This window comes from Pseudomonas sp. FW507-12TSA, from assembly GCF_058781435.1.
On the sequence record NZ_JBYSWT010000001.1, the window covers coordinates 169,587 to 194,873 of the forward strand.

A 25,287-nucleotide genomic window follows, 5' to 3' on the forward strand; every position below is an offset into this window, starting at 1 on the left:
CCAGGTTACTTCTTGACCGAGTAATCCTGGCCCCAGACCCGCACCGAGCTCGAACTCTCGATCGGCCCTTCGAACACGAACTTCTGCCGCACTGCCGCCTTGGCCGGGATGGTGACTTCATCCGGGTTGTCGAGGCTGACAGTCAGGTTGTTGGCATAACCGTCCTGGTCGATCGCCAGCAGGGCACCGGTCTGCTTGAGGTTGATCAGCCGCAACTGGCTGTCGCTGCTGTTCTTGAAGCCCAGGGTGACGTTGAAGCTGTCGCCGACGGCTTCGGTCTTCAATACCTGGACGTCGACGCGACCCTTCATTTGCTCGCGGGAGGAAATGATCGAGGCGCCGTCGACGCCTTGCGCCGATTGGCGACCATCGAGCACGCCTTCGCTGACGCCACCCAAGAGGTTCTTGCCTGCCGAAATGGCTGACGAGACGGCTGACTTGGCAGAGTCCTTGAGGGTGCTTTCGCTGCCTGGTCCAGTCTCGGCCAGGCACAGCGAACTCAGGAGCAAGCCGGACACCAGGAGCAGGGAACGCGCAGGAGTGAGGGTCATACATAATCCTTTATCGAGGTTGCTGCACCGCCACCTCCGGCGGTGAATGACAGGCAGGTTGCACCAATCAAAGCGCCAAGTCACTAACCACGCAACGCCCGAAATGCCCCATGCCGCTGGCTGGCAAACCGCAGGTCCTGTCGAAGGCGGCATGCAACTTGCTCCGCTCAAAGGTCTTTCCCTGGTCGGAATCTGCGCATGCTGCACTCGCACCTCACCACCCTCAATGCGGTTTCCCTGATCCTCAACACCTTCAAGGACCAGGGGCAGGACGGCGGCGCGTTGTTGGCCGGCAGCGGTATAAACCCCACCGACCTGAGCCGCGCCGACACCCGCATCACCACCAGCCAGGAGATGCTGGTGTGCGCCAATGCCGTGGCCTTGCAACGCGATATCGGCCTGGAACTGGGCCGGCGCATGCATGTGTCGTCCTACGGCATGCTCGGCTACGCGCTGCTCACCAGTGCCACCTTAGGTGACGCTTTGCGCCTGGCGCTGCGCTATCCGGCGCTGATGGGAACACTTTTCGAGCTGACCCTGGAAGCCGACGGACCGCGTATCTGGCTGACGGCCGCCGACTATCGCGAATGCCCGGCCCTGGCGGCGTTCAACACCGAGTTCTGCCTGGTCTCGATGAAGGTCATCTGCGACGACCTGCTGGGGCATCCGCTGCCGCTGATCGGCGCGCGCTTCGACTATCCGGCACCGGACTACCAGGCTCGTTATCGCGAACGCTTCGACTGCCCCCTAGAGTTCGATGCCGCCAGCAATGCCTTCGCCTTCGACCGGCGCTGGCTCGACCAACCGCTGCCCCTGGCGGATGCCATCACCCACCAGGCCATGGCCGAGCGCTGTCGCAAGCAGAACACCGAGTTCACCGGGCGCCAGGCCTGGCTCGGGCGCATCCGCCAGTTGCTGGCGGCGCAGCTGGACGCCGCTCCCGGCCTGGACGGATTGGCCCAGCAGATGAACTGCTCGGCCCGAACCCTGCGCCGGCATCTCAAGGACCTGGGCTGCAGCTACCAGGAACTGCTGGACGAACTGCGCTTCGAGCGAGCCAAGCAGATGCTCTGCGAAGACCAGTTGCCGATCTACCGCATCGCCGAGGCCCTGGGCTTCAGCGAGACCGCGAGCTTTCGCCATGCTTTCATCCGCTGGAGCGGCGTGGCGCCGAGCCAGTTCCGGCCCTGACACAAACCCCGGCATGAAGGCGCCAATTGCATTACATTGCCGGCCTTTCATACCGGCAAGGGACGGCAACGTTGAATCTATCCACAGGCAGCGCCGCCAGGCATATCGGCCTTCGTCGAGTCGGCCTGGCGCTGCTGATGCTCGCCGCAGCACCCGTCGCCCAGGCATTCGACCTGGCGAAATTCAAGTGGTGGGAGATGTCCAGCCACTTCGCCCTCGACGAGCCGGAAACCGCCACCCTGCAGATCAAGCCCTTCGCGCTGCCGGGCCTGGCCAAGCTGCCGGCGCGGATCGTGCTGAGCCAGTATCGCGGGCTGTTCTACCTCAACGCCTACCAGGACCTGGATTACCGGCAGCGCATCTACAAGTCGCCGCCCATAGCGCTGTTCAGCCCGGAAGATCTGCGCAACTGCGTGTCGCCGGACAATGACATCCAGGTCACGGACAACTGGCCTCCCAGCAATACCCTGGATACCGGCATCACCCTGACGCCCCTGGACTTCGACTGTTCGGTGCCGCCGCAATGGAACCTCAGCCAACGCTACCTGCTGATCGACCAGCGCGATCCGCAGCGCACGCTGCTGGCCATCAGTCATCGCCAGGACCTGACGCAGATGGACTTCACTCCGCTGCAGCCCATCAGTGCCGAAACCGGACAGCAATGGCTGCAAGCCCTGCAGAAGTTTCCACCGTGGTTCCGGCCTTTCGACAGCGGCGGCGGCCCGATCACCCTAAAGGCCTATGTCCCGCCAGCGGACGCGGACGCTGTCTGGAAGCAGTTCCGCCAACTCCACGCGCAACTGCGCAAGGCCAAGGACAAAGGGCCGGGCATCCGCCAGGTGGAGGACTTCTTCGCGGTTCATGACTACCGCAGCATCGCCACCGACCACAGCGAATACCCCGGCCTGCTCAACGACATCGCCTACTGGGCCAGCGAGGCCGGCCAGCTGAAGGTCGCCCGCGGCTGGCTGGTGGAGGTGCTGCGCCGAGACATGTCGCGCATGCCGACCTACCTCAACCTGGCCGACCTGGACTGGGCGCTGTTCGAACAGCGGCCCCTGGACAACATTCCCCAGGGCCGGGCCATCGAAGGTTATCGGCTGTATTGCGGCATGCGCCTGCAACGCCAGATGAGCATCCCGCCCCGGGTGCTCCAGCGCCTGGGCCTGCAATCTGCCAACCCACAGGCGTGCCAGGGTTTCTGGCCGTTGGTGGCCGCGGCGCACGCCGGTGACGAAGCCGAGGTAAAGCGCCTGCTGGCCGGTGGCGTCAGCGGCGAAGTCATGGCCGAGGATGGCCGCAGCGCCCTGCTGCATGCCCTGGATGCCCCGCATCTGGAGATCGCCCGGCTGTTGCTGGCCAACGGCGCCCATACCAGCGGCCAGTATCGCTGGAGCACCCTGGCCATGCTGGCCATGCGCCGCGACCTCAAGGATGGCCCCGACCTCGAGCAGGGCGGACGCTTGAAGTTCCTGCTGCAAGCCGGGGTCGCCATTGACGAACAGGATTACCAAGGCCGCACTCCGCTGATGCAACTGGCGGAGCAGGAGCGCAACCTCAAGGGCTTCACCTGGCTGCTGCAACACCCGCAGAACCTGGACCTGCGCACCGCAAAAGACCAGGAAACCGCTCTGTACCGGGCCTTCTGGGGCAACAACTATCCGGCCATGAAGCTGTTGATCAACGCCGGTGCCAACCTCAACCTGAGCTATGGCGGGGGTACCTGCTACAACCAGCCCATGGGGCAGAGCCTGCTGACTTTACTGGCCGACAAGATCTCCGCCGACGACACGTCGCGCGTCGTCAGCCAGCAAGACACCCTGGAGGTCTTCACCCTGTTGCTGGAAAAAGGTGCCGACCCGAATGTCGGCCAGCGCTGCGAGAAAAAGGGCTACGCCCTGCTGCTGGAGGCCATCGCCCGGAAAAAACGCGAGGACATGCTCCAGGTCCTGCAACGCTTCGTGCCGACAGCGCCCGCAGGCTGAAACACGTGGCGCCCCGCGATGGGGCGCCATGCCCCTTCCAGGGGCGAATTTCGGTCACGCAATCTGGCCATATCGATCCTCTTTTGGCCGTTCCCGCCGTTCTCCAAAACCCCGCGCCCCGCAAGACTGTGAGCCACCGAATCAGCCTGCGGAGAACAAGAAAATGCTGACGATCTACTCGGACGATCACCACCTGCACCATGGCCGTTGCGAACTGATAGACGGGCAACTGATGCCTTGCTTCGAAATGCCCTCCCGGGCCGACCACGTGCTGGACCGAGTGAAGTACCGCAACCTGGGGCCGGTGGAGGCGCCCAAGGACTTCGGCCTGGAGCCGATCCAGCGCGTCCACAGCCGCGAGTACCTGGAGTTCTTCAAGGGCGCCTGGGAGCGTTGGGCAGCCAAGGGCATCGACGGCGACCTGCTGCCCTACACCTGGCCGGCACGCACCCTGCGCAGCGTGATCCCCAGCAGCCTGCACGGCCAGCTCGGCTACTACAGCTTCGACGGCGGCGCGCCGATTACTGCCGGCACCTGGCAAGCAGCCTACAGCGCGGCCCAGGTCGCCCTGACCGCCCAGGCGGTGATCCAGCGCGGCGCCCACAGCGCCTTCGCCCTGTGCCGGCCACCGGGACACCACGCCGCCAGCGACCTGATGGGCGGCTACTGCTATCTGAACAACGCCGCCATCGCCGCCCAGGCCTTCCTCGACCAGGGCCAGCGCAAGGTGGCGATCCTCGATGTCGACTATCACCACGGCAACGGCACCCAGTCGATCTTCTACCAGCGCAGCGACGTGCTCTTCACCTCGATCCACGGCCATCCGGAAGCCGAGTTCCCGTTCTTCCTGGGGTATGCCGACGAGTGCGGCGAAGGCGCTGGTGAAGGCTACAACTTCAACTACCCGCTGGCCGCCGGTAGCGGCTGGGACGCCTGGAGTGCGGCCCTGGAGCAGGCCTGTGGGGAAATCGAGCGCTACGGCGCCGACGTCATCGTGGTGTCCCTGGGGGTCGACACCTTCAAGGAAGACCCGATCTCGCAATTCAAGCTCGACAGCCCGGACTACCTGGCCATGGGCAAGCGCATCGCCGCCCTCGGCAAACCGACGCTGTTCGTCATGGAAGGCGGTTATGCAGTCGCGGAAATCGGCATCAACGCCGTCAACGTTCTCGAAGGCTTCCAGAGCGCCCAGTAAGGAACCCGCAACATGCCAAGACTCCAACGCCTCATCGCTCCCGCCCTGTGCGCCTGCCTGCTGGGCACCGCCGCCCACGCCGAGGAGCGCACCCTGCGGGTGTACAACTGGTTCGACTACATCACCCCCAAGGCCCTGGAAGACTTCAAGGCGCAGAACAGCCAGGTCAAGCTGGTGTACGACATCTTCGATACCAACGAAGCCCTGGAGGCCAAGCTGCTCACCGGCAACTCCGGGTATGACGTGGTGGTGCCGTCCAACGTGTTCCTGGCCAAGCAGATCGAGGCCGGGGTGTTCCAGCCCCTGGACCGCAGCAAGCTGCCCAACTGGAACCACCTGGACCCCAAGCTGATGCAGCTGATCGAGGCCAACGACCCGGGTAACCGCTTCGCCGTGCCCTACATGTACGGCACCATCCTGATCGGCTTCAACCCGGACAAGGTCAAGGCGGCCCTGGGCGAGCAGGCGCCGGTGGACAGCTGGGACCTGATCTTCAAGGAGGAGAACATCAGCAAGCTCAAGCAGTGCGGCGTGGCGCTGCTGGATTCGCCGTCGGAGATCCTGCCCCTGGCCCTGCAGCACCTGGGCCTGGACCCCAACAGCCAGAAGCCTGCGGACTACGAAAAGGCCGAGGCGCTGCTGATGAAGATCCGCCCCTACATCACCTACTTCCACTCGTCCAAGTACATGGCCGACATCGCCAATGGCGACATCTGCGTGGCGGTGGGCTACTCGGGGAGTTTCTCACAGGCCGCCAACCGTGCCCGGGAAGCCAAGAACGGCGTGACCGTGGACATGCGCCTGCCCAAGGAAGGCGCGCCGATCTGGTTCGACATGCTGGCGATCCCCAAGGGCGCGAAGAACCCGGAAGACGCCTACACCTTCATCAACTACCTGCTGCAACCCCAGGTGATTGCCCCGGTCAGCGACTTTGTCGGATACCCGAACCCGAACAAGGACGCCACCGAGCTGGTGGCCCCTTCGATCCGCAACAACCCCAACCTCTACCCCACCGCAGCAGCCATGAACACCCTGTATACGCTCCGGCCGCTGCCCCGTGATGCCGAGCGGGCGCGGACCCGGGCCTGGACCAAGATCAAGTCGGGCACCTGATCATTACCCCCTGCGGCTTGCTCGCAGCGGATTGCGCAGCAAGCCAAGGCCGGCTAGCCGCCTGTACCTGACATCCCGCAAGAACCGCTTCACGAGCGCTACACGGTCGCGCGGGAGCAAGCTCCCTCGCCGTCACCAGCCATCAGCAGCCGGTCAGGCCCTGGGGCGCCCGTTCCTCGGCGAAGAACCAGGGCCGCAACCGCACCCCCACGCCATTGCCGATGAAGGCCGCCACCAGCCACAACCAGCCGTGCAGGCTGCCGGAGGCGATGCCACTGAAATAGGCACCGATGTTGCAGCCATAGGCCAGGCGCGAACCGTAGCCCAGCAGCAAGCCGCCGATCACCGCCGCCACCAGGGACCGGGTGGGAATCTTCAGGCTCGGGGCAAAGCGTCCCGCCAGGCCCGCCGCCAGCAAGGCCCCCAGGACGATGCCGATGTCCATGACGCTGGTGATGTCTTGCCATACCGGGGCCGCCAGGGCCTTGGCATTCGCCGCGCCTTGCCAGAACACCCACTGGCTGACATCCAGGCCCAGCCCGCCAGCGAGCTTGGCTCCCCACAGGGCGAATGCCGAAGTGATGCCCCACGGCCGCCCGGCCAGGGCCAGGGTGACGAAGTTCAGCAGGGCCAGGGCCACCGCGCCCCAGACCAGCGGCCAAGGACCGCGCAGCAAGCGCCGCCAGCCCTGGTGCGTACTGCCCACGGGCGCTTCGAGGCTGCCATGGCGGCGTTTTTCCAAGACCTGGGTCAGCATCGCGATCAGGGCGAACAGGCACAGGCTCAAGCCCAGGGCCGGGCCCACGCCGAAGCTCTGGACGATGGAGATCGGCGGCAGCGAAGGCAGGGCGAACCACCAGTGCACATGTTGGGTGGCGATCAGCGAGCCGCAGATGAAGAACGCCAGGGTCACCAGCATCCGCGCGTTGCCGCCACCGACTGTGAACAGGGTGCCGGACGCGCAACCGCCGCCCAGCTGCATGCCGATGCCGAAGATGAAGGCCCCGAAGATCACCGATACCCCGGCCGGCGCCACCAGGCCGGTCACCGGCTGGCCGAACAGCGTGCCGGCCCCCAGGGCCGGGAAGAACAGCAGCACCGCCAGCGCCAGCATGACCATTTGCGCGCGCAGGCCCGCGCCACGTCGATCGCGGATGAACACCCGCCAGGCCGAGGTGAAGCCGAACGCCGCGTGGTAGAGGGTCAGGCCCAGGGCCGCCCCCAGGAGCAACAGCAATACCTGGCGCGCGCCCACCTCCACTTGCAGGAACAGGGCGCCGGCCACCAGGAGCAGCAAGGCGAACAACGGCGCGCCGAACTTGCGTTCAGGCGCCAGGGAAAGGGACTGGCTCATAGGGGGTCTCGAAAGGGAAATGCCCGGAAGTATACCCGTCAAACCCGCCAGGCCCGGCGCAGGCGCGCCATGGCCGAACGAATGTCAGCTTCCGGTACCGCCGCGAACCCCAGCACCAGGCCGGCCCGCTGGTCCTCGGGCGTCACGCTGTCCGGCAACCAGTAACGACTCAGGGCGCTGACCTCGACATCGACGCTGGCAGCCTGGGCCTGCAGTTCCTGCTCCCGGGCCAGGCTGTCGACGCGCACCGTCAGGTGCAGCCCCGCCGTCACCCCGGGCAGCGGCCCGACCCCCTCGATGGCCTCGGGCCAGGCTTCGAGCAGGGTATTGCGCCGGCTCAGGGCCGCGCGCCGCATGCGCCGGATATGCCTCTGGAAATGCCCGGCGGCCATGAACTCGGCCATCACCGCTTGGGTACTGACTTCCGAGTGGCGCATTTCCACTGCCCGCAGCCGCACACAAGCCTGTACCAGGTGCGGCGGCAACACCAGGTAACCCAGGCGCAGCGCCGGAAAGGCCACCTTGCCGAAGGTGCCGACATAGATCACCCGCCCCTGGCGATCCAGGGCCGCCAGGGGCGCCAGGGGTGCACCGCTGTAGCGGTACTCGCCGTCGTAGTCGTCCTCGACCACCCAACCCTGGGTCTGCTCGGCCCAGGCCAGCAATTCCAGGCGCCGGGCCAGGCTCATGACCACCCCGGTGGGGTACTGGTGGGCCGGCGTGACATAGGCCACGCGGCAATTGTGCAACTGTGCCAGCTGGCGGCAATCGATGCCCTCCTGGTCCACCGCTATACCGTGCAGTTGTGCACCGGCCATGGCGAAGGCGTGGCCGGCGGCGCGGTAGCCCGGGTTTTCCACAGCCACGGGGTCACCGTGCTCCACCAGCAGTTGTGCACAAAGGCTGATGCCCTGTTGCGCGCCACTGGTGATCACAATTTGTTCAGCCGTACATTGCAGGCCCCGGGTACTGCGCAGGTAGGCGGCGATCATGCTGCGCAGGCGCGCCTCGCCAGCCGAATCGCCATAGCACAGGTGGCGCAACTCTGGCTTGCGCCAGAAAGCCGCATTCAGCTTGGCCCAGACCTCGAACGGGAACAGGTCGAAGGCCGGCACGCCGACCCGGAATGCTCGGGGCGGACCGCTGGGATGGGTGCTCAGATGATGTTTTTGCAGGCGCTGCAAAGTGCTGTTTGAGACCAATCCACTGGATGTAACCACAGTTAAATCAGCGGATTTTGTGGATAAGTCTGTGGGTAAGCCTGTTGAAAAGCCTGTGGATACTTTTGTGGATAATTTGTTGGCCGGCAATCGGGTTTGCGGCAACTGGGCCACGTAGGTGCCGTCGCCGACCCGTGCTTCGATGAAGCCCTCGGCATACAGCTGGTCGTAGGCCCGGACCACGCTGTTGCGCGAGAGGCCCAGGGCGCTGGCCAGTTCACGGCTGGCCGGCAAGCGCGTACCGCCAGCCAGGCGCCCGTCCAGCACCCGCTGGCTCAGGGCCTGGTAGAGCTGGCGGCTGAGGCCCTGGCGGCGGTCCAGCACGATGCCGGCAGGGTTGAAGGACAGCGGAGGCAAGGCACTGTTCATTGGCGCGTACCCAGGGAATTGGACCTATGAAATAGAACGGAAATGGCTCTTACCATGAACCATTAGCCTGCCTAGGATGCAGCCAATCGCCAAGGATTTTCCACATGTACCTACCTCGCGCTTTCGCTGACCAAGACCTCTCCCGCCTGCACCAGGTGATCCATGACTGCCGCCTGGCAACCCTGGTGACCTGTGGCGCCCTGGGCCTGCAGGCCAGCCACCTGCCGCTGCTGCTGGAGGCCGGCCAAGGGGCCAATGGCACCCTCTACGGCCACCTGGCCAAGGCCAATCCGCAATGCGCGGAGCTGGCTGCCGGTGCCGAGGCGCTGGTGATCTTCGAAGGCGGCGATGCCTACGTCAGCCCGTCGTTCTATCCGAGCAAGGCCGAACACGGGAAGGTGGTACCGACCTGGAACTACGTGGCGGTGCATGCCTACGGCCAGGCCGAGGTGTTCCACGAGCCGCAGCGCCTGCTCAAGCTGGTCGGGGCCCTCACCGAGCGCCACGAAGCTGGCCGCCAGCAGCCCTGGAAGGTCGAGGACGCCCCCGCCGACTACATCGACGGCATGCTCAAGGCCATCGTCGGTTTCGCCCTGCCGATCCAGCGCCTGGAGGGCAAGCGCAAGCTCAGCCAGAACCGTGACGCCCGGGACATGGCCGGGGTCCGCGAGGGCCTGGCGGCCAGCACCGACCTGCGCGACCAGCAGCTATCCCACCTGATGCGCTAATACTTCAACAATCAAGGAGCCTTCATGAGCCAGATCCAGATCCGCACCGTCACCGCCGCCGACCACGCCGCCTGGCTGCCCCTGTGGCAGGCCTACCTGCGGTTCTACGAGACCGAACTGGCGGATGCCGTGACCCAGAGCACCTGGCAGCGCTTGCTGGATGCCAGCGAGCCGACCCATGCCGCCCTGGCCTGGGATGGCGAACGCGCCGTGGGCCTGGTGCATTTCATCTACCACCGCTCCAACTGGAGCATCGAGAACGCCTGCTACCTGCAAGACTTGCTGGTGACTCCAGAACAGCGCGGCACTGGGGTCGGTCGCAAGCTGATCGAGTTCGTCTACGCCCAGGCCAAGCAGGACGGTTGCGCCAAGGTCCACTGGTTGACCCACGAAACCAACGCCACGGCCATCCAGCTCTACGAGCGCATCGCCGAGCGCCCGGGCTTCATCCAGTTCCGCAAACCTCTGTGAACCTGCCCAGGAGCCATTGAATGTCGACTTCCCTCACCGATTGGCAAGGCGTCCCCGCCCCCTCGGCCACCCTCTTGCAAGGGCGCTTCATCCGCCTGGAGAAACTCGATCCGGCGCGCCATGGCGATGAGCTGTTCCAGGCCTTGCAAGGCCCGGACGCCGACCCCGTGCTCTGGGACTTCCTGCCCTACGGCCCCTACCCCGAGCGCCCGGCCTTCGACGCCTGGCTGGCAGGCCATGAACGCAGCAGCGACCCGTACTTCTTCACTGTGATCGATCTCGCCACAGGCCAGGCCCAGGGTGTGCTCAGCCTGATGTCCATCGTCCCGGCCCATGGTCGCATCGAGATCGGCCACGTGACCTTCGGCGCACCGATGCAGCGCTCGCCCAAGAGCACCGAGGCGGTGTACCTGCTGGCCCGGGAGGCCTTCGCCATGGGTTACCGGCGCCTGGAATGGAAGTGCAACAACGCCAATGCCCGCTCGCGCTATGCGGCCGAGCGCCTGGGCTTCAGTTTCGAGGGGGTGTTCCGCCAGCACATGGTGGCCAAGGGGCAGAATCGCGACACCGCCTGGTTCTCGATCCTGGACTCGGAATGGCCGGCCATCGCCAGGGGTTTCGAGCAGTGGCTGGGCGATGCCAACCAGGGCCCACACGGGCAATTGAGGAGCCTGGCGCAGTGCCGGGAGTAGCTTGAGCGCCATACCCTCGGGCCATGGACGGTACCGCTAACGTCGATGCCCGGAGGCCGGAGGGGCTGGATAAAATATAACCGGCGGCAACGCTGATGGCCCTTGTAATAGCAAACCGCTACATAGGAGGATAGCGCGCTTCTGGAAAGGGACTTCTTCTATGTTTTTTGCGCGCCATCGCCTTGCATTGAGTATCGCCTTGACCATCGCCAGCGGGCTGACGGCCCCGGTACAGGCAGAACTCCTGATCGACAGCCCGGTCACTCAGGCGCCCAAACTGGGCTATGACCAAAGGGTCACGGTGACCCGTTCGGGGAGCATTACAGCCAGCGGTACAGCGCTGAATGCAGATACCAGCCACCTGCCGTATGGGTGGACCCTCGAAAACTCTGGCCAGATCACTTCCACCCAGGGCCGCGCGGTCAACATGGAACCTTCTGAACGACCGTCCTGGCCGAAGTCCTTCCAAATATTGAATAACGCAGGCGGCCTGATCCAGGGAGCCGATGATGCTATTCATTTCAATAGCCAGGACTCCACGAGCAATTATCTCAATATCAAGAACTCTGGAACCATCACCTCACTCAATGGTGCAGGCGCCAACCTGGTCGGTAGCGAGGAACGCTACAAGGATGCCCGCATCACTAACGAAAAAGGTGGAGTGATTCACTCCACCTTCAATGACGCTATCAAAACCACGTTCACCACCAGCATCACAAACTATGGAGAGATCTCCACGGGCGACGCTCATCATGCGGGCGACGAATTCGATGGAATCGACCTGGGCCCTGAAACCAGGGGATGGATCGAAAACAACAGAGTCGGTGTAATCTCTGGCGGTCGGCATGGCATAGCCGTAGGCAAGAATGCCTTGATCGAAAACAACGGTGCCATCACCGGTCGCAATGGGGCAGGAGTCTTCAGCGATGCCGACGCCGATGTGCGCAACAATCTGAATGGTGTCATCACCGGTGGCGCCAATGGCTTGCAGCCCGATGCAGATGGCGATGGCATCAGGATCAGCAAGAGTGCAGGAGTCTGGAACGACGGCGTCATCCAGGGGACTGCAGCCAGTGGCCTGAACAAGTATGGCCAAGCCAACACCAGCGAAGGTATCTCCGCTGGAGGTGGCTTCATCATCTTCAACTCCGCTTATCCAGGCTCCATCGGCCGTGCCCCTGCCCTTATCAGTGGCGCCAACAACGGCATCCTGATCGATGACGGCAACGGTGGCTCGGCATTTTCCAGCATCAGGGTTTTCAACTACGGCACCATCCAGGGCCTGGATGGTTTTGGAGTCAAGTTCGTTGGCGACTTCAATGACGAGGTCATTAACGGCGGCCTGATCAGCGGTAGCAATGGCCTTGCCCTGGACATGGGCGGTGGTGACGACATCTTGCGCCTTCAATCCGGCAGTCGCTTCGAAGGCCTGGTGGATGGCGGTTCTGGCCGCAACACCCTGATCATGGGTGAAGGCAACAGATACGGCGACGGCACCTTTGGCGAAAGTCGCAACTTCCAGGTACTGGAAGTTCGCCAAGGCCAGTGGACACTGACCGGCAAAGGCGACTTCAGCGAAGGTGCCCACGTCTTCCGTTATGCAACATTGACCAACCAGGTTGGTATCGCCGGCGATGTCCTGGTCGATCAGGACGCGCAGTATCGCGGGGGTGGCACGAGCGGCAACCTGACAGTCAACGGCACCCTGCAAACCAGCAAGGAGCTGGGTGGGCCGCAGGTCAATGGCAACCTGGTCATGGGTAGCGGCTCCACCTGGGTCGCCTCCCCCCACGCTACCGGAGGCGTCGGCACGGTGAGGGTCAGTGGCAATGCCAATCTCAGCGGCGCATCGCTGCTGATCACTCCTGACTACGGCAATCCAAATCCGTGGCAAAACCAATTCCCGTGGCACAGCCAATATCGGTTATTGGAGGCTGGCAGTATCACCGGTACCTTCAAATCGGACCTCCAGCTTGGTTATGCCTTCCTCGACCCAGTCCTGACCTATGGCCAGAACACCGTGGACCTGAGCCTCACCCGCAACAACGTGAGCTTCACCGAATACGCCCGCACCGCCAATGGCGCCAGGGCGGTGGAGGCCATCGACTCCATCGGCTGGAGAGATTGGAGAGGCTGGCCCAGGGACCCGGTTTTCGGCCCCTGGTTCCCCCGCCCTTACATTGAGAACAGCGTCTATAACGCCCTGCTCCTGACCAGCGAAAGCAGTGCCGGCCTGGCCATTGAAAAACTGGCGGGCAGTGGCAACGCCAACCTCGGTATCGCCACCCTCAACGCCAGCTCTCAGGTGGGTAGCAGCATGCTCGCGACCATGCGGCAACTGGGCAGCGGCGCCGGCCTGCTGACTGGGCTCGACCCGACGCAGACCCCGACCCTGGCCGCTAACAGCGTGCCCGGCAGTGCACGGAACCTGAACGACCCCAACGCTCGTGGCCGGGTATGGCTGCAAGCCCTGGGCGGCTACGGCAAGCTCGACGGCGAGCACGGCAACCCCGGCCTCGAGCAACGTACCAACGGTAGCGTGCTAGGAGTGGACTGGTCGTTGTCCTCGGCGTGGCGCCTGGGGATCCTCGGAGGTTATTCGAAAACCGACCTGAGCAACCGCGACCTCGACGGCAAGCTGCACAGCTGGCACATCGGCGCCTATGCCATGCGCCAGGATGGTCCCCTGGCCCTGCGCCTGGGCGCGGCATATAGCCGGCATGACGGCGATAACAAGCGCAGCGTCGAATTCGACCGTTTCAGCGACAGGCCCAAGGGCAGCTACGACGCCAGCAGCCAACAGGCTTTCGTCGAACTGGGCTACACCCTGGGCAGCGGCCGGTTGAATGTGGAGCCGTTCGCCAGCCTGGGCTACCAGCGCTACCACCGTGACCGCTACACCGAGAAAGGTGGCCCGGCCTCGCTGATCGTGAATGAACAGAACCAGGATAATTTCAGCAGCACCTTCGGCGTACGCCTGGCCCACCTGCAGCAACTGCAGAACGGTATCAGCCTGACGCCACGGGCCAGCCTTGGCTGGCGCCATACCTACGGCGAGCTGGAAAGCGATACCAGTCAGTCCTTCGTGCTGGGCAGCGATGACTTCAAGGTCGAAGGCAGCGCCCTGGACCGTGACAGCCTGATGGTCGAGGCCGGGCTGGATATCGGGCTTTCCGCCCGGCACACCCTGAGCGTTGGATACAACGGCGAGTTCGGCAGCAACAGCCGCAACCATGGCTGGATGGGCCAGTGGCAGATGAGTTTCTGAACCTGCCACAGGCGGCCTGCGGGGTCGCAAGCGCGCCGGCAGGCAGCCAGTTCCAGGAAATCCAGGCAAAAAAAGGGAGGCCGTAGCCTCCCCGAGGTAAAACGTTGCAGATAAAGGCCGTGGATCAGCCTTCGATCTCGATCAGGATCTCGCCCGGGTTGACCCGGTCGCCCTTGGCCACGTGGATGGCCACGACCTTGCCGGCGATGGCCGCCTGGACTTCGGTCTCCATCTTCATGGCTTCGGTGATCAGCACGGCCTGGCCGGCCTTGACCACGTCGCCTTCCTTGACCAGTACATCGACGATATTGCCCGGCATGGTGGTGCTGACGTGGCCTGGCGCGCTGGCTTGCTTGCGCTTGCTGCTGCCGCCGCCGACGAACTCGTTGAGGGGCTCGAACACCACTTCTTCCGGCATGCCGTCGATGGACAGGTAGAAGTGGCGCTTGCCTTCAGCCTTGACGCCGACACCGGTGATGTCGACGCGGTAGGTCTCGCCGTGGACGTCGATGACGAACTCGGTCGGCACGCCCTCGCCGCCCGGCTTGCTGACGCCGCCGGCCTCGGGGATCGGCAGCAGGACTTCCGGCACCAGGGTCCCGGCTTCACGCTCTTCGAGGAACTTGCGGCCGATGTCCGGAAACATCGCATAGGTCAGCACGTCTTCCTCGGACTTGGCCAATGCGCCGATCTCGCCGCGCAGCTTGGTCATTTCCGGCTTCAGCAGGTCGGCCGGGCGCACGTCGATGACTTCTTCGCTGCCAATGGCCTGGCGCCGCAGTTTCTCGTCGACCTCGCCCGGAGCCTTGCCGTAGCCACCCTGCAGGTACAGCTTCACCTCGTTGGTGATGGTCTTGTAGCGCTCGCCGGCCAGCACGTTGAAGAACGCCTGGGTGCCAACGATCTGCGAAGTCGGGGTCACCAGCGGCGGGTAACCCAGGTCGTGGCGCACCCGCGGGATTTCCGCCAGCACTTCGTTCATGCGGTTGAGGGCGCCCTGCTCCTTGAGCTGGTTGGCCAGGTTGGAAATCATCCCGCCCGGCACTTGGTTGACCTGTACCCGGGTGTCCACTGCGGTGAACTCGCTCTCGAACTGGTGGTACTTCTTGCGCACGGCATAGAAGTACAGGCCGATCTCCTGCAGCAGTTCCAGGTCCAGGCCGGTGTCGAACTCACTGCCTTTTAGGGCCGCGACCATGGACTCGGTGCCCGGGTGGCTGGTGCCCCAGGCGAAGCTGGAGATGGCGGTGTCGATATGGTCGGCGCCGTTTTCCACCGCCTTGAGCTGGCACATGGCGGCCAGGCCGGCGGTGTCGTGGGAATGGATGAACACCGGCAGCGACTGCTCGGCCTTCAGCGCCTTGACCAGCTCGCCAGTGGCGAACGGCGTCAGCAGGCCAGCCATGTCCTTGATCGCCACCGAGTCGCAACCCATGGCTTCCATTTGCTTGGCCTGGGCCACGAAGGCCTCGATGGTGTGCACCGGGCTGGTGGTGTAGGCGATGGTGCCCTGGGCGTGCTTGCCGGCGGCCTTCACCGCTTCGATGGCCACGCGCAGGTTACGCACGTCGTTCATGGCGTCGAAGATGCGGAACACGTCGATGCCGTTGACCGCCGCCTTGGCCACGAAGGCCTTGACCACGTCGTCGCTGTAGTGGCGGTAGCCCAGCAGGTTCTGGCCGCGCAGGAGCATTTGCAGGCGAGTGTTGGGTAGTGCGGCACGCAGCTGGCGCAGGCGCTCCCACGGGTCTTCCTTGAGGAAGCGCACGCAGGCGTCGAAAGTCGCGCCGCCCCAGACTTCCAGCGACCAGTAGCCGACTTTGTCGAGCTTGTCGCAGATCGGCAGCATGTCTTCGGTGCGCATGCGGGTAGCCAGCAAGGACTGGTGGGCGTCACGCAGGATGGTGTCGGTAACGAAGATTTTTTTAGTCATTGGTATCTCCTCATAGCGGCAAGCTGCGAGCGACAGCTGCAAGTAAAAGCCGATCGGCTCTAGCTTGGCGCTTGTCGCTAAACGCTTGCCGCTGCTTGTTCATAGGCCTGCGTGGGCGGCGATGGCGGCGGCGATGGCCAGGGCCAGCTCTTCGGGTTTGCGCTTGATCGAGTAGTTGGTCAGTTCCGGGTGGCTTTCGACGAAGCTGGTATTGAACTGGCCGCTACGGAATTCCGGATTGCGCAGGATTTCCTGGTAGTACGCCGCGGTGGTCTTGACCCCCTGCAAGCGCATGTCGTCAAGGGCCCGCAGGCCGCGGTCCATGGCTTCTTCCCAGGTCAGCGCCCAGACCACCAGCTTCAGGCACATGGAGTCGTAGAACGGTGGAATGGTGTAGCCGGTGTAGATCGCCGTGTCGGTGCGCACGCCCGGGCCGCCGGGGGCGTAGTAGCGAGTGATCTTGCCGAAGCTGGGCAGGAAGTTGTTCTTCGGGTCTTCGGCGTTGATCCGGAACTGCAACGCGTAGCCACGGTGGTGGATGTCTTCCTGCTTGACCGAAAGCGGCAGGCCCGAGGCGATGCGGATCTGCTCGCGGACAATGTCGATGCCGGTGATTTCCTCGGTGATGGTGTGTTCCACCTGCACCCGGGTGTTCATCTCCATGAAGTACACCTCGCCATCGGCGAGCAGGAACTCCACGGTGCCGGCGTTCTCGTAGTTCACCGCCTTGGCCGCGCGCACCGCCAGGTCGCCGATGTAGGCACGCTGCTCGGGAGTCAGCTGCGGGCTCGGGGCGATCTCGATGAGTTTCTGGTTGCGGCGCTGGATCGAGCAGTCGCGCTCGAACAGGTGGACCACGTTGCCGAAGCTGTCACCGAGGATCTGCGCCTCGATGTGCTTGGGATTGACGATGCATTTTTCCAGGAACACTTCCGCCGAACCGAAGGCCTTGGTGGCCTCGGAGATCACCCGGGGGAAGTTCTGTTCCAGTTCCTCGCGGCTGTTGCAGCGACGGATACCACGCCCGCCGCCACCGGAGGTGGCCTTGAGCATCACCGGATAACCGATGCGGTCGCCTTCACGCAGGGCCTCGTGGATGTCGGCGACGTTGCCCTCGGTGCCCGGGGTCACCGGTACGCCGGCCTTGATCATGCTGCGGCGGGCTTCGGTCTTGTCGCCCATGCGACGGATCACATCCGCGGCCGGGCCTATGAACTTGATTCCACGTTCGGCGCAGATATCCGCCAGTTCGGCGTTCTCCGAAAGGAAGCCGTAGCCGGGATGCAAGGCATCGCAGCCGGTTTCCACCGCCAGGTTCACCAGTTTGCGCGGGTTGAGGTAGCCCGCCAGGGGCTCGGCACCGATGCTGTGGGCTTCATCCGCGCGCTTGACGTGCAGCGCATGGCGGTCGGCGTCGGAGAAGATCGCCACCGAACGGATGCCCATCTCGGCGCACGCACGCACGATTCGTACGGCGATCTCACCACGGTTGGCAATCAGGATCTTTTTTATCACTTGGAGTTTCCCTTGAGCCGTTGAAACAAACGACCCGCTAGACCGAGTCGGCGCGTGACCAAATGTTTCAAGTCAGTCGCAGCGACACACTAGCTCCGCGAAGGGATTAACAAAAATCAATAATTATTGGGATAACCATAAGTAAAGACTTATAGTTTTGCCTCCAGCCCCGGCGCGAGCCCTTGAAGCATGCGTAAATCCCTGATGCGCCTGACATTGCGCCAGTTGCAGATCTTCAACGAAGTCTGCGATCTACGCTCCTACAGCCGGGCCGCCGAGGAAATGTCCCTGACCCAGCCGGCGGTCAGCCTGCAGATCCGCCAACTCGAGGAACTGATCGGCCAGCCGCTGTTCGACTATGTCGGCAAGAAGCTCTACATGACCGAAGCCGCCGAAGCCCTGCAACGGGCCAGCAGGGACATTTTCGGGCGCCTGGAGAACCTCGATATGCAGCTCTCCGACATGCAGGGCTCGCTGCAAGGCCAGCTCAAGCTGGCGGTAGAGTCCAGCGCCAAGTATTTCGTGCCGCACCTGTTCGCCGCCTTCAAGCGCCAGCACCCGGAAGTCCACTTGCAACTGACCGTGGTCAACCGCGCCCAGGTGATCCGGCGCCTTTCCGACAACCGCGACGACCTGGTGATCATGTCCATGGTGCCCCAGGACATGGAACTGGAATTCCTGCCATTCCTGAACAACCCGATCGTTGCCGTGGCGCCCCCGGACCATCCCCTGAGCCACATGGGAGCCCTGCGCCTGCAAGACCTGGAGCCCTACACCCTGGTGCTGCGCGAGCAGGGTTCCGGCACCCGCCTGGCCTGCGAGGAATACTTCAAGGAGAAGCGCGTGCACTTCACCCAGATCCTCGAAGTGTCATCGGCCGAAGCACAGCGCGAATGCGTTCGGGCGGGTCTGGGCGTGGCGTTGCTGACGCGCCACGCCCTGAACCTTGAGTTGGCGACCGGCGGCTTGATCGAGCTGCCGGTCGAAGAGCTGCCATTGCTGCGCAGCTGGTGCCTGGTACAGGCCAAGGCCAAGCGCCTGTCACCGGTAGCGCATGCGTTCCTGGGATTCATCCGCAGCGAACGAGTGCAGATCAGCGGGCTGGTTGAGCGGTTTGACGGGAAGCTGCCGGAGCGGCCTGCCAGTAGTTGACGGCATCCTGCTCGGGATAGTCGTTGATTTCCTGTTGCAGGCGTCGCAGCTCGAAGCGGTGCTCGATCGCACGACGAAATTCCATGCGGCGTTGGTCTTCCTGCTGACGACGGGTCTTGACTGCGCTGTTGCTCTCTTCGTAAGGCCGGGCCATTTCGAGTCTCCCAATGCGAGTACGGAGGCTTCACGATGCGCCAGGCCGATGACAGTTGTACGTCACTGGGGTAACAGAACGATGAAGCTTGCAGCGCCCGACGAGCGGCGCTGCCCAGGCTCAAACGGCCTGTTGCGAGTCTTGCTGGTAACGTTCCGGATTCAGGGCCTGCAGGATGAGTTTCTTGTGGGCGTCCGGTAGCCGGTAGTACGCATGCAAGTGCGGGTTCAGCTGGAAGTACAGCTTGGGACCACCGAACAGCGTTTGCGCGTACAGGCGTTCATCGCGCAGCACTTCATAGGGCGTGGCGGTGTGCATGCTCAATACCGAGCGCACCCTGTCCTTGCTCTTGATCGCCTTGCAGATCAGCTTGCCGAACCGAGCCTCATCGCCCCCCTCTCCAAGCAACTGGAAGAACGCTTCCATGAATCCGTCGAGCTTTTTCAACGGGTTGCAAAAACTCTCGAGAGGAACTCGGGTCAGTTCAGACATATCGCTGTTGAATTCCCTGATCGAAGAGAACACTGCCTGTAGCGAGGTCTGCCATTCAGGCGAGTCATTGGATGAAAGAAAAACCGTGGAAAAGTTCATGCGCAGTTCAAGGATTTGTCGCTCAGATTCAATTCTTTTGCTGATCCAGGGGTTCAAGCATCCGTAGTGCAAGGGCTTTTCCTGCGAAATCTCAAGCGCAATGACATAGGACGCGGCGAAGAACCCCAGATGCCCCAACTGCTGTTTTTCCGCGTACGGCAAGACGCTCCGATAAAGCTCCAGGGCTCGCGCAGTCTCACACGCCTCCAGGGCCAGGATGGCCCGTACCTGCAACCCAAAGGCCGCGAACAGCGGGTAGTCCGGATGCCGTTGCAGCCTGGCGAACGCCTGCTCGATCACCACGGGGTCCCGGGGGACTTCCTCAGTGGCCAGGATAAGCTGGTAGAGAGGTTCGAATTCCTCGATCGACCAGGCGGCGATCTGCTGAAAAAAGTTATCGAATATGTGCTCAAAGTAAGGATTTCCATCGGCATCCAGCAAGCGGGAAGCAATGAACCCCTTGAACAGTCCGATATGCGCAACCAGTAGGCGATCCGGCTTTCGACGCTCGCAGACACCCTCGTAGTGATGACGAAAACGTTCGACCAACGTGCTCTTCGAATCGACCTGGGCAGCGCTGTACATCTTGGAAAAACGGTTGAGGGCAGTCGCCGCCCGGTACGCGCCGCCAATGGTGTCCAGCAGTTCCTGCTGCTGCGCCGCGGTCAGCTTGCTGGATGAAATCTCCGCCCCGAGGCTCTCGATCTCGGCGTTGATCGTGGAGAGTTTCTTATGGGATTTGTCGCTGGTCTTATCCAGGGCATAGAAAAAATCCGCAGCTTCCACCGTGGCTGGAACCAGGCTTTTTACGTAGGCCTTCAGGGAGCAAGCCTGCAGGTCGCCAGCCCCGTGGCTGACCAGCAGTGTGTGGAAATGATGGAGCGTCGTTCGAGGAGAGAGCTTGTCACCCAACCGATGCAAGAGTACCGCCAGTTGCGGTAGCACCCACGTATCCAGGAACCGGGCTATTCCCGTTGGGTAGTCCTGGTAAGTGATGATCGGGCGTGATTTCAGTATCGAGAAGAGATGCTCGTATTGATTCAGATAGTGCTGGAGCCTGGCGGCCAGCGCCTGGTCATCCTGCACCAGATACCTGAGCAAATCCGCTAGCAATCCCTGCTTAACGCCATTCGATTCCCGGTAGTACAGCTTCTGCTTGGCCTCATAGGACCTGAGCCCGGAAAAACCATCGGCAGTGCAAGTAACCAGTCCTGCTCCCCAGCACAACACCTCGAAGACTTCAAAATACGCTGGAATCCTGACCATCGACTGCCGCTCCCTGAAAAATGGACATCGCCTCCCCGGATTTCCGGTCAACCGGAAAATAGCCGCTCTCTATTATCGCCCTCGCAGCACCGAGCTGGACAAACCCATCCCTGTTTCCTTTTGGAGAGCATCGCCATGACCACCCCCGAACACGAAAAAGCCCCCAGCGCAGCACCTGCCAGGCAATCCACGATCTTCAGCCAGGGCAAAGACGCCGCCCTGGCCGCCCTCGCCGCCGGTCGGAGCCAGGAGCCGGCGCCCGACGCTGCGGCCGACCCTGATGACGTCGACGAAATCATCGACGAAATCGGCGAGCAACAGGATCTGCTGGAAAGAATCCATACCAACCTGAGCGCCAAGCAGCGGCGCATCGACGACCTGTCGGACGACGACACTGACTACGAAGGTTATGGCGAGGAGCTGGTACGGCTGGAGGAGGCCAGCGAGCAATTGTTGGCGGCGCAACGGCTGCTGGACTTCCAGCCGGACAATGCGGCCCTGGGCCAGGCCCGCAGCCTCAGCGAAAATGCGGCGGGGACCCTGGCGGAAGTGAAACCGGACGACCTCGACGACCAGGACGATGCCGAGTTGCCCTAGGCGGGATGCTGCCGGCTCAGTCGTCCAGGGCTTTGACCGCCTTGGGCGACAGGCGCAGGCTGCGCAAGCTGCGCTTCACGCTCTTGAGGTGGTTGACCAGGCTCGGCCCACGGGCCATGGCCACGCCCATGGCCAGGACGTCGATCACCACCAGGTGGGCGATGCGCGAGGTCAACGGGGTGTAGATCTCGGTGTCCTCGTGCACGTCGATGGCCAGGTTGACCGTCGACAGCTCGGCCAGCGGCGTCTGGCTCGGGCACAGGGTGATCAGGTTGGCCCCGCTCTCGCGCACCAGGTTGGCGGTGATCAGCAGGTCCTTGGAGCGCCCGGACTGGGAAATGCAGATCGCCACGTCGGTGGGCTTCAAGGTCACCGCCGACATCGCCTGCATGTGCGGGTCGGAATAGGCCGCCGCGGTCAGCAGCAGGCGGAAGAACTTGTGCTGGGCATCCGCCGCTACCGCGCCGGAAGCGCCGAAGCCGTAGAACTCTACCCGCTGGGCCTGGGACATCAGGCTCACGGCCCGTTGCAGCTCCACCGGATCGAGCTTCTCGCGAACCTCCATCAGGGTATGCAGGGTGGTGTCGAAGATCTTCAGGCTGTAGTCGGCGACCGAGTCGTCCTCGTGGATCGCGAACTGGCCGAAGCTGGCCCCGGCCGCGAGGCTCTGCGCCAGCTTGAGCTTCAGGTCCTGGAATCCCGAGCAACCGATGGCCCGGCAGAAACGCACGATGGTCGGCTCGCTGATACCCACGCTATGCGCCAGGTCCGCCATGGAGCTGTGCATCACGGCCGCAGGATCGAGGAGCACGTGATCGGCGACCTTGAGCTCCGATTTGCGTAACAGATGACGAGACTGGGCGATGTGCTGCAACAGGTTCAAGGGCTGGGACTCATGGTTATCGGCAGGTGCCGGGAGATGTAGCGAGCTTGTAGTTATACTACAGGAAACGCCTTTTTGCCTGCTCAATGCATCAGGAAATTACCTGCCTACCCCCCATATTCAGCCGGCTACGCCTTATGTAGCCGTTTTTGCGCGTAGCCCCGGCCGCTAGCAGGACTGGGCCTGCAACAGCAGCGCAAGGCCCTGGGCGTCCACCGGGCGGCTGATCAGGTAACCCTGTACTTCGTCGCATTGTTCGGTACGCAGGAAGGTCAACTGGGCCTGGTCCTCGACGCCCTCGGCCACTACCTTCAGGGACAGCCCGTGGGCCATGGCGATGATCGCCCGCGTGATGGCCGCATCCTCGCCACCTTCGGCCAGGCCACGGATGAACGCCTGGTCGATCTTCACGTAGTCCACCGGGATGCGCTTGAGGTAGCTCAGGGACGAGTACCCGGTGCCGAAGTCATCGATGGCCAGCTTGACCCCCAGGTCGCGCAGTTGCTGGAAGGTCGCGATGATGTGCTCGACACTGTCCAGCAGCTGGCTTTCGGTCAGCTCCAGCTCGAGAAGGTGCGGCTCCAGCCCGGTTTCCTCCAGGACCTGGCGCACCAGGCTCACCAGCTTGCCCTGGCGCAGCTGGTACACCGAAAGGTTCACCGAGACCCGGATCGGCTCCAGGCCCTGCTGCCGCCATTGGCAGGCCTGGCGGCAAGCCTGGCGCAGCACGAACTCGCCGATCGGGCCGATCAGCCCGGTTTCCTCGGCCAGGCCGATGAAGTCCCCCGGCGGCACCCGCCCCAGCACCGGATGTTCCCAGCGCACCAGGGCCTCGGCGGCGTTGAGCCGACCTGTGGCCAGGCACAGCTTGGGTTGGTAGAAGACCATCAACTGGTCATCCTCGATGGCCTTGCGCAGCTGGTTTTCCAGTTGCAGGCGTTCCAGGGTGCTGGCTTGCAGGCTTTCGGTATAGAACTGGAAGTTATTGCCGCCCAGGTGCTTGGCATGGGCCATGGCCATGTTCGCCTGGCTCACCAGCGCGGCGATTTCCCTGGCGCTGTCCGGCAGCATGCTGATGCCCATGGATGCGCTGACCACCAACTCATGGCCTTCGATGGTGATCGGCAGGCGCAGCTTGCTCAGCAGCCGGGTCGCGACCCGGGTCAGGCTCGACAGGCTGCCGTAGGCATCGAACAGCACGGCGAATTCGTCCCCGGACAAACGAGCGATGGTGTCGGCTTCCGGCAGGACATTGACCAGCCGCCGGGCCATTTTCTGCAGCAGCTGGTCGGCCACTTCATGGCCCAGGCTATCGTTGAGCAGCTTGAAGCGATCCAGGTTGATATGCAGCAGCGCCAGGCTGCGTCCGCCCTGGCGCACCCGCTGGTGGGCCTCGCGCAGGCGCTCGCGAAACAGCGAGCGGTTGGCCAAGCCGGTGAGCTCGTCATAGTGGGTGAGGTAGCGCATGCGCTCCTCGGATTCCCGGCGGGCCGAGAGATCGGCGAAGAAGCCCACGATATGCCGGACTTTTCCCCGCTTGTCGCGCACTACGTTCAGTTGCAGCCATTGCGGGTACAGCTCGCCGTTCTTGCGGGTCTCCACCAGTTCGCCCTGCCAGCTGCCGTGCTGCTCCAGGGCCTGGTGGATCAGCGGGTAATGACGCCGGGCATCGCGACTGCAGGACAGCTCCACCACGTTGCGCCCGAGCATGTCCTCGATCTGGAAGCCCGTGACCTGGCTGAAGGCCTGGTTGGCGGCGATCAGCGCATAGTCCGGGTCGAGGATGACGATCCCTTCGCTGGCGGCCTCGAACACCGTGGCCGCCAGGTTGCGCTGGACTTCCTGCTCCTTGTCGGCACTGATATCGCGGCGCGTGCCCACCATGCGCAGGACCCGGCCCTCGGGGCTGCGCTCCACCGCCCGGCCACGGTCCTCGACCCAGACCCAGTGGCCTGCGCCATGCAGCACCCGGTATTCCACCAGGTAATCCTCGCTGCGGCCCTTGAGATGTTCCACCAGGGCCCGCTTGAGCACCGGCAGGTCCTCGGGATGCAGGCGCGGCTTGAGGTGGCTGAGCATCGCCGTGACTTCGCCCGGCTCCAGGCCGAACAACTCCTTGAGCTGCGTGTGGTGGACCTCGTCGGTCTGCAGGTTCCAGTCCCACAGCCCCAGTTCGCTGGCCTCCAGGGCCAGGGCCAGGCGCGCCTCGCTCTTGCCCAGGGCCTGGTTGGCGGCGTCCAGCTCCAGGCTGCGCTGGGCCACCCGCTGCTCCAGCCCGGCCTGGGCCTGGCGCAACCGCTCCTCCACGTTGCGGCGCTGCTCGACCTCCCGGGCCAGCTCGCGATTGAGCTGGCCGCTGCGGTTCTGCGCATCCTGCAGGTGCTCGATCAGCGCCTGGTTCTGAAAGCGCCGCAACAGGCCGCGCTGGATCAGCCGATTGACCTGCCAGGCCACCACGCTCAAGGACGCCAGCAGGATCAGGCCCAGCCAGCCCCAGCCGCGCTGCTGCTCGTCACCGCCCCAGAACAGGTAGGCGATAGCCGGCAACAGGCACGGCAGGGTGAACGACAGGAAAGCCTGCAAGCTGACCGCATAGGCCACGCTGGCGGAAAGGATCGCGGCGCCGATCAGGCCGAAGACCCAGGCCTGCTGCAAGAAGCTGTCGGTGGGCACCAGGGCGATGCCGGCGCAGGCCAGGGTCAGGCCGCTGACCGTGGAGCCCAGCAGGAACATGCGTTGCCACACCGGTTGCGCCTGGCGGCTGGGTATCGCCGAATCGAAGGCCGCCACCTGGATTACCCGCAAGGCCACCAGGGCCAGCAGCCAGACCATCCATACACTCAGCAGCAGGTAGCGCGCGGGGCTCCACAGCAACCAGGTGCAGACCAGGCCGTTGAGCAGCATGAACAGGGTTGGCAGCAACGAGCCCTGGTACAGCAAGCGCGTGCGCTCCACTGCCATCTCCACGGCATAGTGCTGGCGGATGACCCGGGGCTCCATGAAAGGCCCCGACAGGTCGGGAATAGGTGTCATAGGCAGTGTTCTTATAATGGTGAGCC

At 63.6% G+C, this 25,287-nt stretch carries 19 protein-coding genes; 10 read left to right on the plus strand and 9 right to left on the minus strand.

What is annotated here, in order from left to right; all coding sequences use genetic code 11:
- Positions 1 to 5 precede the first annotated feature (5 nt).
- Positions 6 to 551 (minus strand): hypothetical protein, encoded by a 546-nt coding sequence (locus tag AC3WK8_RS00820; RefSeq protein WP_246195893.1) that lies wholly within the window; start codon positions 549 to 551, stop codon positions 6 to 8.
- A 198-nt stretch (positions 552 to 749) separates the two neighbouring features.
- Here AC3WK8_RS00820 and AC3WK8_RS00825 point away from each other — a divergent pair, with 198 nt between their 5' ends.
- The 4 genes from AC3WK8_RS00825 (at position 750) to AC3WK8_RS00840 (ending at position 6,035) form a co-directional block, all read left to right on the plus strand.
- Complete coding sequence (locus tag AC3WK8_RS00825; protein WP_085594100.1) at positions 750 to 1,742, plus strand: AraC family transcriptional regulator; 993 nt, start codon at positions 750 to 752, stop codon at positions 1,740 to 1,742.
- A 71-nt stretch (positions 1,743 to 1,813) separates the two neighbouring features.
- On the plus strand, positions 1,814 to 3,727 hold the full coding sequence (locus tag AC3WK8_RS00830) for an ankyrin repeat domain-containing protein (RefSeq protein ID WP_085594097.1): 1,914 nt from the start codon (positions 1,814 to 1,816) through the stop codon (positions 3,725 to 3,727).
- 163 nt (positions 3,728 to 3,890) lie between these two features.
- A complete protein-coding gene (locus AC3WK8_RS00835) occupies positions 3,891 to 4,922 on the plus strand; it encodes a histone deacetylase family protein (RefSeq protein WP_103324336.1) in 1,032 nt (343 codons plus the stop codon).
- Between the two features lie 12 nt (positions 4,923 to 4,934).
- Positions 4,935 to 6,035 (plus strand): polyamine ABC transporter substrate-binding protein, encoded by a 1,101-nt coding sequence (locus tag AC3WK8_RS00840; RefSeq protein WP_103324337.1) that lies wholly within the window; start codon positions 4,935 to 4,937, stop codon positions 6,033 to 6,035.
- A 142-nt stretch (positions 6,036 to 6,177) separates the two neighbouring features.
- Here the strand turns inward: AC3WK8_RS00840 and AC3WK8_RS00845 are convergent, their stop codons facing one another.
- On the minus strand, positions 6,178 to 7,389 hold the full coding sequence (locus AC3WK8_RS00845) for a YeeE/YedE family protein (RefSeq protein WP_103324338.1): 1,212 nt from the start codon (positions 7,387 to 7,389) through the stop codon (positions 6,178 to 6,180).
- Between the two features lie 38 nt (positions 7,390 to 7,427).
- Positions 7,428 to 8,978: a MocR-like pyridoxine biosynthesis transcription factor PdxR gene (gene pdxR, locus AC3WK8_RS00850; RefSeq protein ID WP_103324339.1), complete on the minus strand. Its 1,551-nt coding sequence runs from the start codon at positions 8,976 to 8,978 to the stop codon at positions 7,428 to 7,430.
- A gap of 104 nt (positions 8,979 to 9,082) precedes the next feature.
- Between pdxR and AC3WK8_RS00855 the strand changes: the two genes are divergently transcribed.
- The 4 genes from AC3WK8_RS00855 (at position 9,083) to AC3WK8_RS00870 (ending at position 14,137) form a co-directional block, all read left to right on the plus strand.
- Positions 9,083 to 9,706 (plus strand): FMN-binding negative transcriptional regulator, encoded by a 624-nt coding sequence (locus AC3WK8_RS00855; protein WP_103324340.1) that lies wholly within the window; start codon positions 9,083 to 9,085, stop codon positions 9,704 to 9,706.
- A 24-nt stretch (positions 9,707 to 9,730) separates the two neighbouring features.
- On the plus strand, positions 9,731 to 10,177 hold the full coding sequence (locus tag AC3WK8_RS00860; RefSeq protein ID WP_103324341.1) for a GNAT family N-acetyltransferase: 447 nt from the start codon (positions 9,731 to 9,733) through the stop codon (positions 10,175 to 10,177).
- Positions 10,178 to 10,197: 20 nt separating this feature from the next.
- The gene (locus AC3WK8_RS00865; protein WP_103324342.1) at positions 10,198 to 10,869 is read left to right on the plus strand and encodes a GNAT family N-acetyltransferase; all 672 of its coding nucleotides are present in this window, start codon (positions 10,198 to 10,200) and stop codon (positions 10,867 to 10,869) included.
- 160 nt (positions 10,870 to 11,029) lie between these two features.
- A complete protein-coding gene (locus tag AC3WK8_RS00870) occupies positions 11,030 to 14,137 on the plus strand; it encodes an autotransporter family protein (RefSeq protein ID WP_103324343.1) in 3,108 nt (1,035 codons plus the stop codon).
- Between the two features lie 124 nt (positions 14,138 to 14,261).
- Here the strand turns inward: AC3WK8_RS00870 and oadA are convergent, their stop codons facing one another.
- Entirely contained in the window at positions 14,262 to 16,070 is a 1,809-nt protein-coding gene (oadA, locus tag AC3WK8_RS00875; RefSeq protein ID WP_085594083.1) for a sodium-extruding oxaloacetate decarboxylase subunit alpha, read from the minus strand.
- Positions 16,071 to 16,169: 99 nt separating this feature from the next.
- Entirely contained in the window at positions 16,170 to 17,585 is a 1,416-nt protein-coding gene (locus AC3WK8_RS00880; protein ID WP_022641940.1) for an acetyl-CoA carboxylase biotin carboxylase subunit, read from the minus strand.
- Positions 17,586 to 17,774: 189 nt separating this feature from the next.
- Between AC3WK8_RS00880 and AC3WK8_RS00885 the strand changes: the two genes are divergently transcribed.
- The gene (locus AC3WK8_RS00885) at positions 17,775 to 18,737 is read left to right on the plus strand and encodes a LysR family transcriptional regulator (RefSeq protein WP_053133507.1); all 963 of its coding nucleotides are present in this window, start codon (positions 17,775 to 17,777) and stop codon (positions 18,735 to 18,737) included.
- Here AC3WK8_RS00885 and AC3WK8_RS00890 read toward each other — a convergent pair.
- Together AC3WK8_RS00890 and AC3WK8_RS00895 are read right to left on the minus strand one after the other, a co-directional pair.
- A complete protein-coding gene (locus tag AC3WK8_RS00890; RefSeq protein WP_053133504.1) occupies positions 18,679 to 18,891 on the minus strand; it encodes a PA3496 family putative envelope integrity protein in 213 nt (70 codons plus the stop codon). The two genes, AC3WK8_RS00885 and AC3WK8_RS00890, sit on opposite strands and share 59 nt — an antisense overlap.
- 120 nt (positions 18,892 to 19,011) lie before the next feature.
- Positions 19,012 to 20,748, minus strand: a complete 1,737-nt coding sequence (locus tag AC3WK8_RS00895; protein WP_103324344.1) for a hypothetical protein — start codon at positions 20,746 to 20,748, stop codon at positions 19,012 to 19,014.
- A gap of 135 nt (positions 20,749 to 20,883) precedes the next feature.
- Between AC3WK8_RS00895 and AC3WK8_RS00900 the strand changes: the two genes are divergently transcribed.
- Complete coding sequence (locus AC3WK8_RS00900; RefSeq protein WP_103324345.1) at positions 20,884 to 21,345, plus strand: hypothetical protein; 462 nt, start codon at positions 20,884 to 20,886, stop codon at positions 21,343 to 21,345.
- Positions 21,346 to 21,361: 16 nt separating this feature from the next.
- Here the strand turns inward: AC3WK8_RS00900 and hexR are convergent, their stop codons facing one another.
- Together hexR and AC3WK8_RS00910 are read right to left on the minus strand one after the other, a co-directional pair.
- A complete protein-coding gene (gene hexR / locus AC3WK8_RS00905) occupies positions 21,362 to 22,228 on the minus strand; it encodes a transcriptional regulator HexR (protein ID WP_022641942.1) in 867 nt (288 codons plus the stop codon).
- Positions 22,229 to 22,396: 168 nt separating this feature from the next.
- Entirely contained in the window at positions 22,397 to 25,261 is a 2,865-nt protein-coding gene (locus AC3WK8_RS00910; RefSeq protein ID WP_103324346.1) for a putative bifunctional diguanylate cyclase/phosphodiesterase, read from the minus strand.
- Positions 25,262 to 25,287 lie beyond the last annotated feature (26 nt).

Excerpts from the sequence above, each read along its gene's own strand:
- AC3WK8_RS00820 (WP_246195893.1), bottom strand. The coding sequence starts at position 551 with ATGACCCTCACTCCTGCGCGTTCCCTGCTCCTGGTGTCCGGCTTGCTC.
- AC3WK8_RS00825 (WP_085594100.1), top strand. The coding sequence starts at position 750 with ATGCTGCACTCGCACCTCACCACCCTCAATGCGGTTTCCCTGATCCTC.
- AC3WK8_RS00835 (WP_103324336.1), top strand. The coding sequence starts at position 3,891 with ATGCTGACGATCTACTCGGACGATCACCACCTGCACCATGGCCGTTGC.
- AC3WK8_RS00840 (WP_103324337.1), top strand. The coding sequence starts at position 4,935 with ATGCCAAGACTCCAACGCCTCATCGCTCCCGCCCTGTGCGCCTGCCTG.
- AC3WK8_RS00845 (WP_103324338.1), bottom strand. The coding sequence starts at position 7,389 with ATGAGCCAGTCCCTTTCCCTGGCGCCTGAACGCAAGTTCGGCGCGCCG.
- pdxR (WP_103324339.1), bottom strand. The coding sequence starts at position 8,978 with ATGAACAGTGCCTTGCCTCCGCTGTCCTTCAACCCTGCCGGCATCGTG.
- AC3WK8_RS00855 (WP_103324340.1), top strand. The coding sequence starts at position 9,083 with ATGTACCTACCTCGCGCTTTCGCTGACCAAGACCTCTCCCGCCTGCAC.
- AC3WK8_RS00860 (WP_103324341.1), top strand. The coding sequence starts at position 9,731 with ATGAGCCAGATCCAGATCCGCACCGTCACCGCCGCCGACCACGCCGCC.
- AC3WK8_RS00865 (WP_103324342.1), top strand. The coding sequence starts at position 10,198 with ATGTCGACTTCCCTCACCGATTGGCAAGGCGTCCCCGCCCCCTCGGCC.
- AC3WK8_RS00870 (WP_103324343.1), top strand. The coding sequence starts at position 11,030 with ATGTTTTTTGCGCGCCATCGCCTTGCATTGAGTATCGCCTTGACCATC.
- oadA (WP_085594083.1), bottom strand. The coding sequence starts at position 16,070 with ATGACTAAAAAAATCTTCGTTACCGACACCATCCTGCGTGACGCCCAC.
- AC3WK8_RS00885 (WP_053133507.1), top strand. The coding sequence starts at position 17,775 with ATGCGTAAATCCCTGATGCGCCTGACATTGCGCCAGTTGCAGATCTTC.
- AC3WK8_RS00890 (WP_053133504.1), bottom strand. The coding sequence starts at position 18,891 with ATGGCCCGGCCTTACGAAGAGAGCAACAGCGCAGTCAAGACCCGTCGT.
- AC3WK8_RS00895 (WP_103324344.1), bottom strand. The coding sequence starts at position 20,748 with ATGGTCAGGATTCCAGCGTATTTTGAAGTCTTCGAGGTGTTGTGCTGG.
- AC3WK8_RS00900 (WP_103324345.1), top strand. The coding sequence starts at position 20,884 with ATGACCACCCCCGAACACGAAAAAGCCCCCAGCGCAGCACCTGCCAGG.
- AC3WK8_RS00910 (WP_103324346.1), bottom strand. The coding sequence starts at position 25,261 with ATGACACCTATTCCCGACCTGTCGGGGCCTTTCATGGAGCCCCGGGTC.